Source organism: Marinomonas transparens (genome assembly GCF_016463975.1).
Taxonomy (GTDB): domain Bacteria; phylum Pseudomonadota; class Gammaproteobacteria; order Pseudomonadales; family Marinomonadaceae; genus Marinomonas; species Marinomonas transparens.
Genome location: NZ_JAEMNX010000006.1, coordinates 30,239 through 48,498, shown reverse-complemented (window position 1 = coordinate 48,498; position 18,260 = coordinate 30,239). Strand labels below are relative to the sequence as shown.

Annotated in this window: 16 protein-coding genes; 8 read left to right on the top strand and 8 right to left on the bottom strand. The window is 44.3% G+C overall.

All coding sequences use genetic code 11. From position 1 onward, the window contains the following. Positions 1–185: 185 nt before the first annotated feature. Positions 186–1,511 carry a GGDEF domain-containing protein gene (locus I8J31_RS07370; RefSeq protein ID WP_199467651.1) on the top strand — a complete coding sequence of 442 codons (1,326 nt, stop codon included), beginning with the start codon at positions 186–188 and terminating at the stop codon, positions 1,509–1,511. A gap of 310 nt (positions 1,512–1,821) precedes the next feature. Here the strand turns inward: I8J31_RS07370 and xdhC are convergent, their stop codons facing one another. The 5 genes from xdhC to I8J31_RS07345 form a co-directional block, all read right to left on the bottom strand. Beyond that, positions 1,822–2,688 carry a xanthine dehydrogenase accessory protein XdhC gene (gene xdhC, locus I8J31_RS07365; protein WP_199467650.1) on the bottom strand — a complete coding sequence of 289 codons (867 nt, stop codon included), beginning with the start codon at positions 2,686–2,688 and terminating at the stop codon, positions 1,822–1,824. Next, positions 2,685–5,033 (bottom strand): xanthine dehydrogenase molybdopterin binding subunit, encoded by a 2,349-nt coding sequence (gene xdhB, locus I8J31_RS07360; protein WP_199467649.1) that lies wholly within the window; start codon positions 5,031–5,033, stop codon positions 2,685–2,687. Before xdhB ends, xdhC begins: the two co-directional genes overlap by 4 nt. Next, entirely contained in the window at positions 5,026–6,516 is a 1,491-nt protein-coding gene (gene xdhA, locus I8J31_RS07355; protein ID WP_199467648.1) for a xanthine dehydrogenase small subunit, read from the bottom strand. The genes xdhB and xdhA overlap by 8 nt, the downstream gene beginning before the upstream one ends. 308 nt (positions 6,517–6,824) lie before the next feature. Next, a complete protein-coding gene (locus I8J31_RS07350) occupies positions 6,825–7,217 on the bottom strand; it encodes a nuclear transport factor 2 family protein (RefSeq protein WP_199467647.1) in 393 nt (130 codons plus the stop codon). A 4-nt stretch (positions 7,218–7,221) separates the two neighbouring features. Further along, complete coding sequence (locus I8J31_RS07345; protein ID WP_199467646.1) at positions 7,222–8,040, bottom strand: MBL fold metallo-hydrolase; 819 nt, start codon at positions 8,038–8,040, stop codon at positions 7,222–7,224. Positions 8,041–8,392: 352 nt separating this feature from the next. On the opposite strand from I8J31_RS07345, the gene I8J31_RS07340 reads away from it, so the two are divergent. From I8J31_RS07340 to I8J31_RS07325, 4 genes are read left to right on the top strand one after another with little or no spacing between them, the layout of a single operon-like run. Further along, entirely contained in the window at positions 8,393–9,373 is a 981-nt protein-coding gene (locus I8J31_RS07340; RefSeq protein ID WP_199467645.1) for an ABC transporter substrate-binding protein, read from the top strand. 4 nt (positions 9,374–9,377) lie between these two features. After that, complete coding sequence (locus I8J31_RS07335) at positions 9,378–10,190, top strand: ABC transporter ATP-binding protein (protein ID WP_199467644.1); 813 nt, start codon at positions 9,378–9,380, stop codon at positions 10,188–10,190. Further along, positions 10,168–10,959, top strand: a complete 792-nt coding sequence (locus I8J31_RS07330; protein WP_199467643.1) for an ABC transporter permease — start codon at positions 10,168–10,170, stop codon at positions 10,957–10,959. The genes I8J31_RS07335 and I8J31_RS07330 overlap by 23 nt, the downstream gene beginning before the upstream one ends. Positions 10,960–10,974: 15 nt before the next feature. Then, a complete protein-coding gene (locus tag I8J31_RS07325) occupies positions 10,975–11,454 on the top strand; it encodes a nucleoside deaminase (RefSeq protein WP_199467642.1) in 480 nt (159 codons plus the stop codon). A 189-nt stretch (positions 11,455–11,643) separates the two neighbouring features. Here I8J31_RS07325 and I8J31_RS07320 read toward each other — a convergent pair whose 3' ends face one another. Beyond that, the gene (locus tag I8J31_RS07320) at positions 11,644–13,002 is read right to left on the bottom strand and encodes an amidohydrolase family protein (RefSeq protein WP_199467641.1); all 1,359 of its coding nucleotides are present in this window, start codon (positions 13,000–13,002) and stop codon (positions 11,644–11,646) included. A gap of 861 nt (positions 13,003–13,863) precedes the next feature. Here I8J31_RS07320 and I8J31_RS07315 point away from each other — a divergent pair. After that, positions 13,864–14,850 (top strand): isopenicillin N synthase family dioxygenase, encoded by a 987-nt coding sequence (locus tag I8J31_RS07315; protein WP_199467640.1) that lies wholly within the window; start codon positions 13,864–13,866, stop codon positions 14,848–14,850. Positions 14,851–14,936: 86 nt separating this feature from the next. Here I8J31_RS07315 and I8J31_RS07310 read toward each other — a convergent pair whose 3' ends face one another. After that, complete coding sequence (locus I8J31_RS07310; protein ID WP_199467639.1) at positions 14,937–16,343, bottom strand: aminotransferase-like domain-containing protein; 1,407 nt, start codon at positions 16,341–16,343, stop codon at positions 14,937–14,939. 112 nt (positions 16,344–16,455) lie between these two features. Between I8J31_RS07310 and I8J31_RS07305 the strand changes: the two genes are divergently transcribed. Next, positions 16,456–17,061 carry a LysE family translocator gene (locus I8J31_RS07305; protein WP_233402648.1) on the top strand — a complete coding sequence of 202 codons (606 nt, stop codon included), beginning with the start codon at positions 16,456–16,458 and terminating at the stop codon, positions 17,059–17,061. 12 nt (positions 17,062–17,073) lie between these two features. Here I8J31_RS07305 and uraD read toward each other — a convergent pair whose 3' ends face one another. Beyond that, a complete protein-coding gene (uraD, locus tag I8J31_RS07300; RefSeq protein ID WP_199467638.1) occupies positions 17,074–17,595 on the bottom strand; it encodes a 2-oxo-4-hydroxy-4-carboxy-5-ureidoimidazoline decarboxylase in 522 nt (173 codons plus the stop codon). Positions 17,596–17,742: 147 nt separating this feature from the next. Between uraD and uraH the strand changes: the two genes are divergently transcribed. Then, complete coding sequence (uraH, locus tag I8J31_RS07295; RefSeq protein ID WP_199467637.1) at positions 17,743–18,099, top strand: hydroxyisourate hydrolase; 357 nt, start codon at positions 17,743–17,745, stop codon at positions 18,097–18,099. Positions 18,100–18,260: the final 161 nt, after the last annotated feature.

Below are 18,260 nucleotides of genomic sequence, written 5' to 3'. Positions count from 1 at the left end.
CAACTATGTCATTGCGCAGCATGTCAATGTTTATTTACTAACGGCTAAATAACAATCGGCACAAAAACGCTCTAATCATTATAGTCCCGATGGCTTATAATAGTAAAAATGACAACAGCCAATATTATCTATTGATTAACATTCATCACAGGTAAGTGGTTTGAGAAATACACTAAGGTAGAAAAATGACCACCCTTGAAGCTTTTTTCCTAAACATCGCTTTATTTTCAGCATTTCCCCTGTACATCACTACCATGAACACTCGACTACGTTCGCCGGCTCTGTATAGCTATATGTGCCTTATTTTGTTAATTGGAGGCATTTCCGGAACCATTTACTCCTTCCCCCTTTCAGACAGTTTGTTTATTTCTGGAGGGAATCTGGCCTATGGCGCGTTTATGATGACCGCCGTCATGCTGATCATTAGTGAAAGAAGTACAGCGACTTTCCGCAATATCATTCGACTAGTGATATTGATCGATTTTTTTATCTTTGTTGGCTTTAACTTTGTCGCCTGGCTACTAAGTTCAGGCTTAGTCGTAAACCCATTATCCATTCCCTCTAGCATTTTCACCGTTTCTCTTGAAATTTTATTCTTAGGCGGCGGCTTAATTTTAAGTGAAGTATTACTGATGCTATTCATTTTTATTCAGGCAAGAAAAGTTACTTCAAAACTCTCTTCGTTAGCCTTCATTTATACCCTCACATTCATCGGCGTACTCTGTTTAGATGGCGTTTTATTTCCTTTGATTGCACTTAACTCTAACCCTGAATTGGTCGCTATTATCTTCGGCAATGTTGAAGGGAAAGCCATTATGGCGGCATGTTACAGTCTTCCTCTTTTGCTGTTTTATGCTAAATCCCACAAACAATTCACTCGTTTTGTTGAGACACCACTGGCCATAAATGAGCTAATCCGAACACCTAGAAAACAGCTGTTAGACACACTTTATCAATATGAAGTGCGCGACCAACAACTTCAGCAAGATAAAAAAGAACTCACGGAAAGAGCTGAAAAAGACTTCTTAACAGGCTTAGCTAATCGTTGGAAATTCAACCAGACCTTTGAAAAAGAATGGACAAGCGCCACACAAAACCAACGCCCTCTCACACTCGTCATTGGCGACATCGACTTCTTTAAGCAATATAACGACACCTATGGCCACGGAGAAGGCGACACCTGCATAAAGAAAGTGGCAGACTTATGGAATGGCATTACAGAAAGAACATCAGGGCTTGCTGCACGGATTGGTGGCGAAGAATTTGCCATTTTGATTCCTGATATAACACCAGAACAACTCTTACCGAGGCTTCAGTCCTTCATGGCACAGCTACACGAAGCCGCCATTCCCCATAGCGAATCCACGATTTCTCCCTTCGTTACTATGAGTATAGGTGCTGCAGGCTATACATCTAATAACGAATCAAGCTTAAAGGATCTATACGTAACGGCGGATAAACGTCTATACAAAGCCAAGCATAATGGCCGAAACCAAATTGTTCACGAGTAGCAAAAACAGGCTCAATAGAACCTATAAAAAGGAAGGGCGCTTGATAATAAAGTGCCCTTTTCTTTTAAAAAAACGAATACTATTTTACTGTCGCGCCCTGATTTAACCCAAGCTCCTTTTGCTTTTTCTTCGTTAAACCGAGGGACACATAATTAATTAAGTTCTTTATAGTACATGATTGAGTACCTTTAAAAAGAAGGTGAACCTAAGTTTGGAAAGAGATTACTTGATGATGACTATGCAACACCTTCAAAGCAAATGACATTCCGCCGAGGTAGACGAAAGTTTCAAGGAAGGGATGTCATTTGTCTTAATCTTCCACAACAGATTCAATCAACACGTTATTAATTTCTTTCCATGTTAAACCACTGCCCTTTTTCTCCTGCGCTGGCGTTTGGGTAATTTGCACCAGTTGCGCGGCGATGGAGATAGCGATTTCAAAGGGCTTTTTACCGGCAACGTCTGGCAGACCAACAGGACAATGGACGGATTCTATTTCTTCGCTGCTGAACGAGGCGCTGGTGAGGCGTTTTTTGAAGCGTAAGGCTTTGGTTTTTGAACCGATCAAGCCGATGAATCGGCAATCTTTTCTATCTAACAAGGCTTCTACCAGTTGGTAATCCAAAGCATGATCGTGGGTCATGACCAGAGCAATATCATTCCCTGCCATGTGCTCGATATGATCCAACATGGAAGGGTAAAGACAAACTTGCACATTACTCGGTAAAGGGCTGTCGTTACGTTCGCCGACAAGGTTTTCCCGACTATCGACCCAAGTGATTTTGGCCGACATGTTGCCCAAGACGTTCACCAAGGTAGACGCCACATGGCCCATGCCAAAAATGGTGATTTTAGTCATAGGTTCCGGGAAGTATTCCAGTAATACACTTACGGTGCCACCACAGCATTGGTTGGTTTTTGCGGCAAGAGGAAAGTTTTCTAGCACATGGGTGGCTGTGGCGATATTGTTGAGCATATCGCGGGCTTTTTGGCACACGGCGTATTCCAGTTGGCCGCCACCTATGGTGTCGAAGGTATGGTCTTGGGTGATGATCATCTTGCTAGACGATTCCCTCGGCGCTGACCCTTGGGTGCCGATCACGGTGGCCATCACCCAAGCTTGCCCGGCTTTTTCCACTTCCGCCAAGGCGTGTATCCAACCGATTGAAGACATCATACCTCGGCCTCCCTATTCTGTTTCTGCTTGGCGCTAAAAGCTTGTGCCGCTTGCAGGCTATAAAACACGGCTTCGGGAGTGGCTGGCACCGCCAAAGGAGGCGAGAATTGGTGGTCACACACAGCAGCACAAGCATCTTTTAAAGCGCACCAAACAGAAATCCCTAACATAAGAGGCGGTTCGCCCACAGCTTTAGAGCGGTACACCGATTCTTCGCTGTTGGCCCGATCAAACAATTTGACGGTGAATTTTTCCGGCACATCGGCTGAGGTGGGGATTTTATAATTGGCTGGACTGTTGGTGGTGATACGGCCTTTTTCGTCCCAGCTCAGCTCTTCCGATGTTAGCCACCCCATGCCTTGCACAAAGGCGCCTTCGATCTGGCCTATGTCGATATCGGCATTTATCGAATCCCCCACGTCGTGCAATATGTCCACTTGCGTGACCTTATATTCTCCCGTGAACGTATCGACGATAACTTCCGACACCGCCGCCCCATTAGAGAAATACAAGAAAGGCCGACCTTTGGCGGCTTTTCGGTCGTAGCCAATTTTCGGGGTTTTATAAAAACCCGTAGACGACAAAGACACCCGATTCATATAGGCCAGTTTAATAAATTCAGGAAAGCTCATGGCCTCAGTGCCGAGCTGTACTTGGTCGTTTTCTATGGCAAATTCATCAGCGCGAATGCCGTAATGTTCCATGGCGAATTCTTGTAAACGGCCTTTAATGGTGTTGACCGCATCCAATGCCGCCATGCCGTTTAAATCTGTACCAGCGGACGCCGCCGTTGGCGAGGCATTGGGCACCTTGTCGGTACGTGTTGAACTCACATTGACTCGCTGGTAATCAATACCAAACGTCTTGGCGACGATTTGCGCGACCTTGGTATACAGCCCTTGCCCCATCTCGGTGCCACCATGGCTAATGTGGACACTACCATCGGTGTAAACATGCACCAAAGCGCCACCTTGGTTAAGGTGTTTGGAGGTAAAGGAAATACCAAATTTGACTGGGGTTAACGCCAAGCCTTTTTTCAAAAATGGGCTTTGCTTATTGAAGGCGTTAATCCCGTTACGGCGTGCTCGATAATCGGAACTGTCTTCCAGTTCTTCGATCAGGGTAAGCAATACGTTTTCTTCCACCTCTTGGCCGTAGGGGGTTTTGCTTTTGCCTTCTTGGTAGCAATTGAGTTTGCGAATATCGAGGGCATCTTTGCCCACGGTACAGGCGATTTCCTCTATGACCGTTTCGGCCAACAACACGCCTTTGGGGCCACCAAAACCACGAAACGCGGTATTGGAAACCGTGTGGGTTTTGCCTCGGTAGCCACTGATACGAGCGTTGGGAAGGAAATAGGCATTGTCTGCGTGGAACATGGCTCTATCCACCACCCCGTCGGATAAATCTGCGGTACAACCGCATTTGCCCACCATATCGTATTCGGCGCTGAGTATTTCCCCTTCTTTTGAGAAACCCACTTCATAACGATTCCAAAAGTCGTGACGTTTACCGGTTTGCACCATGTCGTCTTGGCGCGGCATACGGTATTTCACCGGACACCCATTACGAGCCGCCAACACCGCTGCCATGCAACTTAAGGTGGCCGCTTGGGATTCTTTCCCGCCAAAGCCACCGCCCATACGGCGCGTTTCAACCAAGACTTGCGCCACTGACAAACCAAGCACTTTGGCTACCAGCTTTTGCACTTCCGCAGGATGCTGAGACGAGGCATACACCACCACGCCCCCGTCTTCATTCGGCGTGGCCACACTGATCTGGCCTTCCAAATAAAAATGTTCTTGGCCCTTGATGTAAATATCGGATTTGATGGTGTGCGCAGCCTTTGCCATCGCCACTTTAGGATCACCACAGCAAATCGTATGGGTCGGCAATACGAACTCTTGTCGCGCTAGAGATTCTTTCGGATGTAGGGTGGCTTCTCTTGGGGCATAGGTGACTTCCGCCAGTTCAGCCGCCTGCTTCGCGGCACGAAAACTGGTCGCCGCCACGGCAAAAATGGCTTGCCCGATATGGTGAACAAAATCCCCCGCTAACAATAAATCGCCACTCAATACGGGGGACACATCCACTTCACCGGGAATATCAGACTGCACAATCACATCCACTACCCCAGGGTAGGCTTTCACCTTGTCCAAATTGATGCTCACAATGTCCGCATGGGCTTCGGTGGATTTGCCTGTTGCCACGTGCAGTTCATTTGGCCACTCTGGCATGTCATCAATATAAACCGCTTGCCCCGTCACATGTTTCATGGCGGATTCGTGCATGGGCAGTTTGTCGTTTTTAAAGCCTGTCACAAGATCACTGGGTAATTTACGCATGGCTCATACCTCCGATGTTAAGACTAGACTCCGGCAAGCCATGGCCTGAGAACGTCACCACCTCGGTGCCGTTCAGCTCTAACCAAGCTTTTCTAATCAGGTTACAGGCCATGTCTAAGCGATACTGAGCACTGGCTCGCATATCACTTAATGGGGTCAATTCCGTTCGCAATGCGTCAATCGCCTGTTCTAAAGCATGCTCGTCCACCGTGTTTTTATTCATCAAGCAGTGCTCTGCATTCACTGCCCGTATCGGCGTGGCCGCCATGCCACCAAAGGCAAAGCGAACATCGGTAATCTTGTCGTCCTGCACCGCAAAACGCACCGCCAGCATGACACTAGAAATGTCGTCTTCCATGCGTTTAGACACTTTATAAAAGCGATGAAATTGAGCCAATTTGGCAAGGTCGATGTCAAAGTCGGTAATCAGTTCATCGTCACCTAGTAAGGTGGTTTTATAGCCTGTATAGAAATCATTAATATTCACAGTGCGGGCATGGCCGTCTGCTTTCATCATGTTGATGTCCGCATCGAACGCTAAGAGCAATGGCGGTAAATCCGCAATGGGCGACGCATTGGCCACGTTGCCGCCTATGGTGCCTCGGTTACGGATTTGTCGGGAAGCGATGCGGCTTAATAAGGTATAAATATGTGGGTAACGGTGTTGGCTGTAGTCTTCTAAATCACGGTAGGTAACCGATGCGCCAAGGGTTAATTTTGTATCGTCAGCGCTAAGCTGCTTCAGTTCGGCCACGTAAGAAACATCAATTAGGGTGCCGAAATCGTGAAAGCGTTGGGTATTTTCCAACATCAAATCCGTACCGCCTGCTATCAGTTTGGCGTCTGAGTGTGTTGTCTTAGCGTCGATTAAGGCATTAAGGCTGGCTGGGCGAAGGTAAACAGGGTCGGCCTCTTGTTGTTGAATATCCTTTAACTGAGCTTTGATCTTGTCATTCTTGCCCATTAACTCAATATAAGGTGCGTCTTTGGTGGCGCTGGCGACCATTGATAAACCCGCATCAATGATAGGACGATAGCCAGTACAACGGCATAAATTGCCAGAAATCGCATCGCACACGGATTCTCTATCAATCGGCATGTCTTCTGCTTGGCTATTCTCATAAAGCCCTGCAAGCGATAACACAAAACCCGGTGTGCAAAAACCACATTGGGAACCATGACAATCCACCATGGCCTGTTGAGCGGGATGCAATTGCCCATTCAAGGTGGCTAAATATTCAACCGACACCAGATGTTTACCTGCCAAGGACTGGATCGGTGTAATGCAGGAATTGAGCGTCGAATAGGTTAACTTGCCCTCTTCCAACGCCCCAACAAGCAGCGTACAGGCACCACAATCACCCGATGCACAGCCTTCTTTTGTACCCGCTAAACCTTGTTCTTCTCGTAAATAACGCAACGCCGTAAAGTCGCTCGGCAGCGATGAATCCTCGATAACCTTATCATTCAGTAAAAATTTCAAAATATTCTCCTCAAAACCTTTGATCTCAAACGGCATCCGAACAGAGTAAAAAGGTCGATCCTTGATGTTATAATTTTTGAAAATGCAAAAACTTGGCCAATTGGTCAAATATAACTAAAAACTATCAAACTGTCCCAAATGCTTGGTATTTTCTTTTCTACTGCTTATAAACCTAAACCAAATGTCATAATTGCGCATTGGTTTGTTGAAGTGTTCTTAAATTAAGGAAGGAGAGTTAAAAGAAGTGTTTATTGATGAAAACTCCGCTAACGCTTATATAAATATAATTCAGTAACGGAGTTGGTTTATTAGCTCTTAAGCGCTGCTTGTACCATGGCGCTATCAACGAATTGTTCCATACTGATGATTTTTCCATCAGTCACTTTATACAAGTGAGCAAAGGTCGCTGTCATCGACTTACCTGTTGCATTGTACGTGCCTGAATACACGCCAAACGCCGCGACTCGATCACCATCCGCTAGGTAGGTATGAACGTTGGCTTGGTAACCTGTCCATTCCGTCCCTAATCGATGAAAGACATTAGCAATAATCTCTTCTGCGCCCGTGTAGGTTCCCGCGTAAGGAAAACCTTCTGCTTCTGTCCATGTGGCATTAGGTGCTAACGCCTCTAATAAATTTTTGCCATTCTCTTCCGATGGGCCTTCGTAGGTGGCCTTGATAATCTCAAGAGGTGATTTCATGTTATTAACCCCATTTCATTTCATTGGTATTTACTTTAGAACCTATTTGCAATGCAACCCCCAAACCAGCATCTGGGTAAAGCTTGGTCATGGCATCAATAAGGTCGGCACTGTTATCAACTTTTGCCAATTCTTCTTCAAAGGCTTTCAGATAAGTTTGGGTATAAGTCACGGCCGATACATCCGTTTTCGCATCCACTGTCATATGGCCAGGAATCACAATTTCAGGCTTACGAGCTAAGATAGAATCCAATGTTTTCACCCATGTTGCACGCAGTTCTGCGGTTGCCGTATCGGCTGTCCAAACATGCAAATCAGAGAAGACCAATACACCGCCAACCACAGCATTTAGAGAAGGAACCCACAAATAACGACGATTAGGCAAGCCCTCTATTGTCACGATTTCAATAAGTTCGCCATCAACAGTTAATGAGTCACCATCAAACGCTTCAGGCATGACAACATCTGCTAATGTTTTTGGTCCATTGTCTTGAAGCTGAGGTCCCCATGCTGCTAGTTTTTTCTCAACACTGGATTGAATGGCTGCAAGTGTTGCACTGGCAGTAATGACTTTAGCGTCTGGAAAAGCGGCTTTTATAGGCCCTAAGCTAAAGTAGTAATCTGGGTCACTTTGACTAATGTAAATGGTCGTTAGTTTTTTACCACTTGCTTTAATTTCTTCTACCACCGCAGCGCCATCAGACAGCGTAAAACCGCCATCAATAAGCACGGCTTCCGTTGCGCCAGATAATAGAATCGGGGCGCGAAAGAAACCATTTTCGCCAGCGGGCAAATGTTTTAATGTGATCGAACTATTACTCATGAGTTATTCCTTTTTCTGAAAGTAGCATATGTAACATTACACATACCTTAGAACGTAGGGCAGAGAATACATAATGCTATGTATTCTCTGCCCTACAACAAAAGGTTAAATAAGACAGTAACAAACGCCCCGTTAACTTACAACGCACTGCTTTGTTTCATTCTACCCGCTCGTCCCAATGTAAACACAACAGACATAAAATTTATTTTTTCTTTTATATTCAATCATTTAAAAACAACAAAAGTCACCTCAAAAAACTGGAACGTTAGTTGCAGTCGATAAAAAAGTGAAACGGTCGCATCAACACCGCGATTTAACCAAAATCTTTTATTCATTAATTTGGAGCGTATCAATGAAAGCCATCGTTCGATTGTCATTATTAGCCAGCCTTATCGCCAGCACTTCTCTTATGGCCGCTGACAAGGTCACTTTCCAATTAGACTGGTTACCGGGTGGCGATAAAGCGCCAGTATATGTGGGTATTCAGCAGGGCTTTTTTGCAGCCGAAGATTTAGAGGTAAAAATTGCCAGTGGCCGAGGCTCTACCGACGCCCTAACAAAAATGGCGACGGGGCAAGCAGACATAGGAACAGCGGATATTGGCGCGTTAATGGCCGCAAAAGCCATAGATAACCTTCCCGTTGTGGCGGTTTTTCCCTATTTTACCAAAACACCTCACACCTTTATTACCTTAAAAAGCAGCGGTATCACGTCCATTAAAGATTTAAAAGGCAAGAAGGTTGCGACCTCACCTTTCACTTCCTCTAATGCTTTTTTACCTTTGGTACTCAAGCAAAACGATCTAAGTGAAAAAGACATCAACTTAATAAAAGCGAATCCCGGTGCATTAGGGCCAATGATGGTATCGGGTAATGTGGACGCCGTCATTGCATGGGTGACGAATACCGCTGCCTTTGAAAATCAAGCGAAAAACACAGGAAAAGAAATCATTGAAATCCCTTGGTCAGCGTCTGGCTTGTCTTTTTATAGTTCTTCTCTTGTCGCATCAGAGCGCTTTTTGAAAGCGCGCCCAGATGTGGCTAAACGTTTTATTAAAGCCTTCGCTAAATCCGTTCAATTTGCTTACAACAACAAAGAAAAAGCCGGTGCCAATGTTCATAAAATGGTGCCAGAAGTAGATGCAGACACCGCGGCGATTCAACTAAATGATGCTTATGACTTGGTTTATAACGAAGTAACAACCAAAGACGGCTTTGGTAACTTTACAACAGAACGTATTCTCAAAACATGGAAATACGTGGCTGAAGCAAATGGTTTATCTGAAGATGCTCTAGATCCAACAACCGCTGTTAACACAAGCTTAACGGAGTAATTGCATGGAAAGCATAGAAGACAGCAATAAAGAGCCAAGTAAGCAAGCCGCTTACGTTAGTTTTAAAGGAGTGGGTCATAAGTATGACCCACTTCCAACAGCGCCTATGGTGATTGACAGTATAGACCTAGATATTCATCGTCACGAATTCGTGGCCGTAGTTGGCCCGTCAGGTTGTGGTAAATCCACATTATTACGTATGGTCGCAGGGTTGTTAATTCCTTCTCATGGAGAAGTATCTGTCTTTGATCGACCTGTCACCGAACCTCGCGATGATGTGGGTATCGTTTTTCAAAAGGCGAATTTACTGCCTTGGTTAACGGTTCGTAAAAACGTGTTGTTTCCTCTGAAACACAAATACGGAAGCTACTCAGCTAACGATGAAAAACGCGCTAACGAACTGCTCGAAATGGCAGGGCTCACCCAGTTCGCTGACAAGATGCCAGACGAGTTATCAGGGGGTATGCAACAGCGTGTTGGGATTATTCGCGCCTTATTGCTGAACCCTGACATTCTTTTAATGGACGAGCCCTTCTCTGCCTTAGACGCGCTAACCAGAGAACAGATAGGTTTTGATTTGCTAGACATTTGGCGTGAACACCCTAAAACCCTGTTGTTCATTACCCACTCTATTAGTGAAGCCGTGTTATTAGCGGATCGCATTTTAGTGATGAGTAAACGCCCCGGTACGGTACTGGATTTGATCGACGTTGATTTACCTCGCCCTCGTTCCTCTAAAACCATCAATTCCCCACGTTTTTCTGAATTAGCCGACTTAATACGAGGATATATTTATGAACCAAACGTTCCCGCTTAAGTCTTGGGTTAAACAGCAAGCTAATCGCTTTGCTCCGGCTTTGTTCTTTATTGGATTAGTACTGCTTTGGGAGTTGGTCTGTCAGGTTGGTAAAGTGCCGAATTACATTTTGCCCTCGCCTTCTGCCATTATTACCGCATTTTTTAATGTGGAATTTTCCCGCTGGATGACCCACCTTTGGGCCACCTTACGAGTCGCCTTAATGGGTTTTGTCTTGTCTATCATGATCGCGATTCCCTTATCCATCGGCATGATCCGCTCCGAACTCATGAACAGAGTGCTCTACCCTGCTTTGATCGTGATTCAATCGACTCCGGTTGTCGCTGTGGCGCCTCTGATCATCGTCTTACTCGGCACAGAAGACCCTTCACGAGTCTTGATTACGTGTTTAATTACCTTCTTTCCCCTAGTGGTGTCGACCACAACTGGCATGTTAGAGACGCCACCAGAAATGATCGAGTTAAGCCAATCTTTACGCGCCCCTCGTTATCGTGAAACGTGGCAAATTCGTATTCCTTATGCGATTCCGCATATTTTTAGCGGTCTTAGGGTATCCATTACTTTGGCGATTATTGGTGCTGTGGTTGCGGAGTTTGTGGCAGCGGAAGAAGGCTTGGGTTACTTCATTCAGTTTTCCACTTCTTTCTTTAAAATCCCACAAGCCTTTGCAGGGTTAATCTTTTTGTCTGTGATCAGTCTTTTATTATTTAAGTCTGTGCAATGGACGCAAGCTTGGTTTTTCCCTTGGAGCCTTCCAAAAAAGAAATAAGTGTAGGAAAAGCGAATGACAGAACTCAATTCAAAAGACACAGAACTACTTCGTCAGGCTTTTACGTTAGCAGACGAAGCCAAGCAAAACGGCATTCATCCATTTGCCGCAATATTAGTAGACGAAAAAGGCACCGTTCTCATGTCGCAGGTGAATGGCTTTTTGCCTGATTTTGACATGACAGGACACGCTGAACGCAAACTAATGACACGCGCCAGTAAAGCCTACCGCCCTGATTTTCTTGCAAAATGCACCATGTATGTTTCCGCAGAGCCTTGCGCCATGTGCGCAGGCGCCGCCTATTGGGCGGGGTTAGGTCGCGTTATTTATGGTTTAAGCGAAGCGAGTCTGAAAGAAATAACAGGCAATCATCCAGAAAACCCGACGTTAGATTTACCCTGCCGTGTTGTCTTTGAATCTGGGCAACGAGCCGTCGAAGTCATCGGCCCTTGTCTTGAAGAGGAAGCGGCAAAATTGCATGAAGGAGTTTGGTAAAAGAATCTTTAACTTAGTTAATAAAGTACATTGAAGACTACTAACCCAATCAAAACGCTATTCAAAAATCGCTGCTTGACTCACAAACATTACCTAAAAGAAATCCCTAAAAGAGATGTCTAAAAGGCTTTTGTATGTGGGTCAGACTGTGATTTTTTTGCGTTTAAACGAAAGAATTACTTAGTGTTATTAGAACGATGCTTCACGCTCCAATAACGTCAGTACTGCGCTTCGTACTTCTTGAACTAACTCGTCGCCATCGACCCCTAGTACATTCCCATTTTCAACGACTTGCTTACCGTTTATAAAGCTATGTTTAATTAAAGCGGGTTCTCCACATAAAATAGGCGCTTCTAATGGGCTATGAACACCAGCAAAACGAGGAGCATCAAGTGAATACAAAACTAAATCGGCAGCATAACCAACTTCAATACGCCCTGTTATTAGCCCTAAAAGATCAGCGCCATTGCTTGTTCCCCAATGTATTATTTGGTTTACGTTCGTTGCTTCTGGACCACCTTGACTACGATGCAATAACCAAGCGAGATTAAGTTCTTGCAACATAGAAGCACTCTCACTTGATGCCGAGCCATCCACACCAACGGTAATAGGAATTCCTGTTTTTTCCATAGCGATTGCTGGCGCTACTCCACTGCCAAGTCGGCAATTAGAAGTAGGACAATGAGCAATTCTAGTCTTAGTTTGTGCAAGTAACTTTATGGCGTTATGGTCAGCCTTTACTAAATGAGCAAACCATACATCCTCACCTAACCAATCGCAGTGCGCGGCATAATCGATCGCTCCCATACCGAAACGTTGTTGAGCCATTTCCTCATCAAATGACACCTCAAGTAAATGAGAATGACGCTTTAATTGCCTATCTTTAGCCCATTGCGCATACACTTTTAAATCTTCTGCTGGAGAAGTGTGAATAAGGCTGGTTGGAGCAACCACTAAACGCCTCATACTAAAAGGACTGTCATCGTGATAATGCTTATAAGACGCATCAAGTCTATCTAAAGACAAAGACAATGTTTCTGGTACGATTTTGCTACCTTGCATGCCCTTGTGACTGCCTTGAGTCGTCGCACCACCACGACACAAAACCAGCTTAATCCCCAAATCATCAGCCGCCCGCCATACAGCGTCCTCCAATTCTGGTGACGTCGTCGAATGATATAAATAATGATGATCTGCACAAGTCGTTACGCCTGAACGAAGTTGCTCATAGAGACCTAATTTTGCCGCGACATACATGAGATCAGGTGTAATATGTGGCCAAAAACGATATGGCACACTGACTAACCACTCACCTAAACCTTGATTTAATCCTGCTGGTATACCTTTAAGAATGGATTGAGCGAGGTGGTGATGGGTATTTATAAAGCCTGGATAAAGTACACAGTTCGATGCGTCGATTTGTACATCGTCAGCATGAACAGTGAGAGATTCACCGATATCAGTAATCACGCCATTTTTAAAACGGATATCTTGTGTGGAAGAATAGCCAAAGACCGCTTGCGCTTTACGAATTAAATATTGGGGCATACACACCTTCCCTTAATTAGGAAAGAGCAATGTCCAGGCCGAAAAGGCTTAACCGCTTCTACTCTTTTGGATCAATGAGACAAGCAAACCTCATACCACTTACTATTTTATAGCTTATTGAGTTTAAGCCTAAATCTGCTTCTTTTCTTAGTGCAAACCCCACCCAAAAAGCACAGATTTAGTGCGCTCTTAAAATAGACTAAGCCAACAGCTCAGTATATTCGCATTCAAATCTATTGGCCTACATTTTGCTCATTCTTCATATCACGCATTTTTGAGTGACATACGAGTAGAAGCGGTCAGACTTAATTTGATGTTTTAAGCAACATCAAGTCCGGGCATTGCTCACAACCTTATTCGACAACCCAAGCAGGATGTTGAAAGGGAAGTGACAGCCGTATCGATAAAACTCGACTGTGTACCCAGCCCTCTCGCTCTTTCCTCATCTTATTTTCTTGTGGTTGTTTCAACAATTTAGTTTGTTCTACTTATAAAGAGTAGATCAAACTATGTGATGAAACACGGAGAAAATTTTAGTCTTCAATGAAGTAAGCCAGCAAGATGGATTAGGAGCGATTACATCTGAACGACTTGCAAAAACGTGGGTATCAACAGCAACCGCACAAGGTATAGAAACATCAAGCTTTGACCCTGAAACGGCTATTAACCGTGAATTTGAAGTGAACTAAAGTAAGAAATTTTAGAAAAAATGAGAGCCACACTATAGAAAGGAGTAGAAGCAGGCTGGCACAGTCAGGTCATTGCTCCTTTTTCACTAGGTTGCTTAGGCTAAAAATATTTTACGAAAAAACCTTTGCACACTTATTTATGGAAAAGGAAGTCATGAAAGAGGAAACCATTATGCCCCATTCTTACAAACTAGAAGAGCTACAACGAGAAACCACCTTTGGAGGTGCTGGCGAAGATGTCGACAATAGAGAAATCCGCATTATCGATATGAGTGATTTCGAAAACCGTCGTGACGACATTACAGAGCAACTCTGGTTGGCCGCTACCGAAATTGGATTTTTCCAACTAAGCCATCATGGCATAGAGCAAAGCGAAATAGACGCCGCCTTTGTGGAGTCAGAACGCTTTTTCAACTTACCTGATAGTATTAAATCCAACTATTCGAGGCCAAAAGGCATGAATGCAGGTTGGGAAAGCCGTAGTCAAATTCGCCCTTCAACAGGCACCAAAGATCAGAAAGAATCCTATCAGATTACCCAATACCACATGCAAAACCTATGGCCAAGCGAGCAAGCGCTGCCAAACTTCAAGAAAAACACACTTGCTTTTGAACGCCAATGCTGGGAAGTGGGTATGAAAGTACTGTCTTGTTTTGCTGATAAGCTCGGCTTTGAGAGAGATTTCTTCAGTAAAGCTCATAACCCTACTCAAGAGGATTATCAAAGCACGCTTCGCTTATTGCATTACTACCCAAGCGAGGGCGTAAAAGAGCAAGGCAACCTATGGCGAGCTGGTGCTCATACAGATTTTGATTGCTTAACCCTGCTCTTCCAACATGAAGGACACGGTGGTTTACAAGTGTGCCCCGGAGCCGAGGCAGAAAGTAAACAATGGACAAGCATTCCCCCCCTTGGTGGCGTCATCACCTGTAACATTGGCGATATGTTAATGCGCTGGAGCGACGACCAGCTCAAGTCAAACTTACACCGTGTACGTTTGCCTAAAGTCGATGAGTATTGTGGCAGCCGTCATTCCATTGCCTTCTTTTGCCAAGCAAACAAGTCACAAATCATTCAAGGCCCAGCAAGGTATTATCCACCGATTAGCGCGAAGGATTTCCTGACCCAGCGCATTCAAGCGAACTTTATCGACAAGTAAAATTTATCGACAAGTAAACACCATAAAAGGCCATCATAACCAATTATGCTGGTCTTTTAGTGCACCCGAAAAGCAAGCTAAAAACCTCAAATCACAATATCTTGTTGGCTATTAAATTGAATTAACGCTTGTTCAAGCATAGCCAAGCCTTTTTCAAAATCGGCCCGTGAATTAAACCCACCTAACGACACTCTAAAGCAATTTACCGAAGGCAAAGACACTGTCGGGCTGCGAAATAAATCCGCCGGCCTCACCTTGATATTTTGCATCGCTAAGACATTATTAAACTGATTCACATTAATATGGTTTGGTAATTCCAACCAAGCATTCAAACCACCACTACGGGAACGAAACGCGTATTTATTCGCAAATGCTTGAAACGCCTCTTGTCGATAACGCATTTCTCCTTCTAAAAGAGATTGATTGTGTTTGAAGTTTTCACTTCTTAAAAACCGTGTCGCCAGTTCAAAATTCAGCGTCGACACCATCCAACATTGGCTATGAATACTCAAATTAAAAGCTTGCTGCCATTGCTTAGGCACCAAGCAATAAGCCACCCTTAAACCACCCGCCACGTATTTAGACAAGCTAGAAAGGTAAAAAACCCGATCCGGTGCTTGTTGCTGTAACGGCACTCTCCAGTTTTCTGGCAAGCAGTAATTCACATCGTCTTCGATGATATAAAACTGATATTTTTCACTCAATGTTAAGATAGCGTTTAACTGCTGTTGTGAATATTGGATGTTGGTGGGGTTTTGAATATTGGGGGTAATGTACAAGACTTTAGGGTGAAATTTTTGGCAGTATTCTTCTAAAACAGCCAAATCCAAACCTTCCGATGTGAGTGGCACACTTAATGGGTTTACTCGGCTCGACTCAGCAGCACGAAATACACCAGGGTAAGCCAATTCTTCATGAAGAATGTAATCGTTTTCTTGGGTGAGAATTTGCAAACACGTATACATGCCTTGCTGAGCGCCTTGCGTAAAAGCAATGTCACTCGGATCGATATGAATTTTTTTTGTAGCCAGCCAATCGGTAAAAACCTGCTTATGTTTCTGTATGCCTTGTGGCGAATAAGTCATCACATTCTCTACCGCAACAAGGTCTTGAGCCAGTTCATTTAGGGCGTTTTTAATGAGCATTTGCTGACCTAGCATGGGCTGCATACTAGACGCAAAATCGTACTCTTTCATGATCGGCTCATGGGCATGACGGCTGGTGAAGGTACTAGGCAGATTGACATAGGTCCCCGCGCCTAACTTCGCATTCACCAGACCTTTCTTTTCCAGCAGATCATAGGCTCTGGTCACTGTGCCATGAGTGATTTCCAGCTTATCCGCCAATAGCCTTTGTGCTGGCAGTTTTTGCTGATCTGGTAATTCGCCAGATTGAATGGCCTGCTCGATCAACAAAGCTAATGCCTTGTACTTTGAATCGGCCAAACACGCTTGATCGAACGCTTCTTTACTCACTTCGTAAATTGTATTCATAACAATAAATAAATTGTCCAAAATTGTATTGTATGTAAGTCTATATAGGCACAATACACCACAAATTGTATCTATACAATTATTTACTTAGGCTTTATGAAAAGGAAAGAAAATGATGAATAGCGCCCTATTGGAATTGGTTCCCGCGTTAATGCTGTTTTGCCTAATCAGCACGATAACCCCTGGGCCTAATAATATTTTACTGGCCAACTCTGGTGCCAATTTTGGTTTTAGAAAAACCTTGCCCCATGTACTTGGTATTCGATTCGGCATGACCTTGCTGCATATTATGATTTTATTTGGGTTAGGCGAAATGTTTAAACACTGGCCTTTCTTGCATGACGTTTTCACCGCTATTGCCGCCGGCTACATTGTTTATATGTCGATCAAAATTGCCAGCGCGAAAATGCATAGTGATAAAAAAAGCTTACAACCGATGAAAATAATGCAAGCGGCCACTTTTCAAGCGATTAACCCTAAATCTTGGGCGAGTTTGATGACCGCCAGCTCGGTCTTTACTTTAACTGGCGATCTTTTTTGGCCATCTGCTTTGCTGTGTCTTTTGATGTTTAATGTGGCAACACTACCGGGAACCTTCATGTGGATTACCATAGGCAAGCTGGTCTCTAAAAGGCTACAAGACCCTAAGTTTCACCGTTACTTTAGTGTGTCTATGGGGGGCTTATTGTTAACGACTTTGCCCATGATGTTTATCTAAAGCTTTAACAATCTAAAAGTCCGCCAGCCGGAACCCTGCGATCTTATGCACTTCAACCATGGCTCTATCGAACTCCGTTTGCCAGTCATTCGGGGTTCGCTCAATAAACCCTGCCAGTACTTGTTCTTTGGTCGCACCTTTCACGGCCATAATAAAAGGGAAGGCAAATTTGGCTCGGTAGGCATCGTTTAATTGGAGAAAATGAACCAATTCGTCTTCACTACACTGATCCAAGCCAACACCTGATTGTTCCGTTTTTGATGCATCTGTCAGCTCACCAGCTAATGCCGCTTTTCCGGCAAGATCTGGGTGCGCTCGTAATAATATAAGTTTTTGTTCTTCTGTGCTTTGCTCAACTATTTCTCGCATGGCATTTTTAATTTTTGCAATGTCATCAAAATAGCCCGTTGGATATTGCACTTTTTGTTGCCAAAGTTGCTCGGCCACCCAAGGTGAATGTTCGTAAATACTACCCAACAAAGAAACAAATTCTGTCTCACTCAATTGGCTAAAAACAGGATGTAGACTCGGCATACTCGTTCTCCAAAAATACCTGTGATAAAAATAAAGCCAAGATCAAAATCGCTGGCACAAATCTTGATCGTTCTCTTATATATAGGGCTTCTCTTGCAAAAAACAGGCAAGATAAGTCAAAAAGTGACATTAGGCTGAGGAAAGACAATGGGTTACCTAACAACGCATATTTTGGATACCACAAAAGGCATTGCTGCCACTGGCGTTACCATTCATTTATTCGAACATATGACAGACGGACAGCGTAAGCATATTCACAGCACAATCTCTAACGATGACGGTCGCTGTGACCAGCCATTACTAGAAGGCAGTGACTTTAAAGCAGGGGTTTATGAGCTTGAATTTGCTATTGATGAGTACTTTTCTAAATCGGTTGAAGTACAGTCCTCTCCAAGCTTTCTAAACACTGTCATCATTCGCTTCGGTATCAGTGATGAAGAGGCTCACTATCATATTCCACTACTGGTTTCACCCTACTCATACAGTACTTACCGTGGCAGCTAGGATCTCATATTCGAAAAAAGCTCACCAAAACTGAACGATTGGTCAATAATTTGCACTAATATAACGCACTCACTTTATTCCTTCTGATAGTGAAGCTAGGCTAACAGCCCCTTCACTTACTCTCCTTTATTACGCCTCCATCTAACTAAAACCTTTCTAAG

Bases quoted from the DNA above. Each gene is read 5' to 3' on its own strand.
- uraD (WP_199467638.1), bottom strand. From the start codon at position 17,595: ATGCCGAGTCTACATCCTGTTTTTAGCCAATTGAGTGAGACAGAATTT.
- xdhC (WP_199467650.1), bottom strand. From the start codon at position 2,688: ATGATGTCTTCAATCGGTTGGATACACGCCTTGGCGGAAGTGGAAAAA.
- I8J31_RS07340 (WP_199467645.1), top strand. From the start codon at position 8,393: ATGAAAGCCATCGTTCGATTGTCATTATTAGCCAGCCTTATCGCCAGC.
- I8J31_RS07320 (WP_199467641.1), bottom strand. From the start codon at position 13,002: ATGCCCCAATATTTAATTCGTAAAGCGCAAGCGGTCTTTGGCTATTCT.
- uraH (WP_199467637.1), top strand. From the start codon at position 17,743: ATGGGTTACCTAACAACGCATATTTTGGATACCACAAAAGGCATTGCT.
- I8J31_RS07370 (WP_199467651.1), top strand. From the start codon at position 186: ATGACCACCCTTGAAGCTTTTTTCCTAAACATCGCTTTATTTTCAGCA.
- I8J31_RS07310 (WP_199467639.1), bottom strand. From the start codon at position 16,343: ATGAATACAATTTACGAAGTGAGTAAAGAAGCGTTCGATCAAGCGTGT.
- I8J31_RS07350 (WP_199467647.1), bottom strand. From the start codon at position 7,217: ATGAAATCACCTCTTGAGATTATCAAGGCCACCTACGAAGGCCCATCG.
- I8J31_RS07345 (WP_199467646.1), bottom strand. From the start codon at position 8,040: ATGAGTAATAGTTCGATCACATTAAAACATTTGCCCGCTGGCGAAAAT.
- I8J31_RS07335 (WP_199467644.1), top strand. From the start codon at position 9,378: ATGGAAAGCATAGAAGACAGCAATAAAGAGCCAAGTAAGCAAGCCGCT.
- I8J31_RS07305 (WP_233402648.1), top strand. From the start codon at position 16,456: ATGATGAATAGCGCCCTATTGGAATTGGTTCCCGCGTTAATGCTGTTT.
- I8J31_RS07315 (WP_199467640.1), top strand. From the start codon at position 13,864: ATGCCCCATTCTTACAAACTAGAAGAGCTACAACGAGAAACCACCTTT.
- xdhB (WP_199467649.1), bottom strand. From the start codon at position 5,033: ATGCGTAAATTACCCAGTGATCTTGTGACAGGCTTTAAAAACGACAAA.
- I8J31_RS07325 (WP_199467642.1), top strand. From the start codon at position 10,975: ATGACAGAACTCAATTCAAAAGACACAGAACTACTTCGTCAGGCTTTT.
- I8J31_RS07330 (WP_199467643.1), top strand. From the start codon at position 10,168: ATGAACCAAACGTTCCCGCTTAAGTCTTGGGTTAAACAGCAAGCTAAT.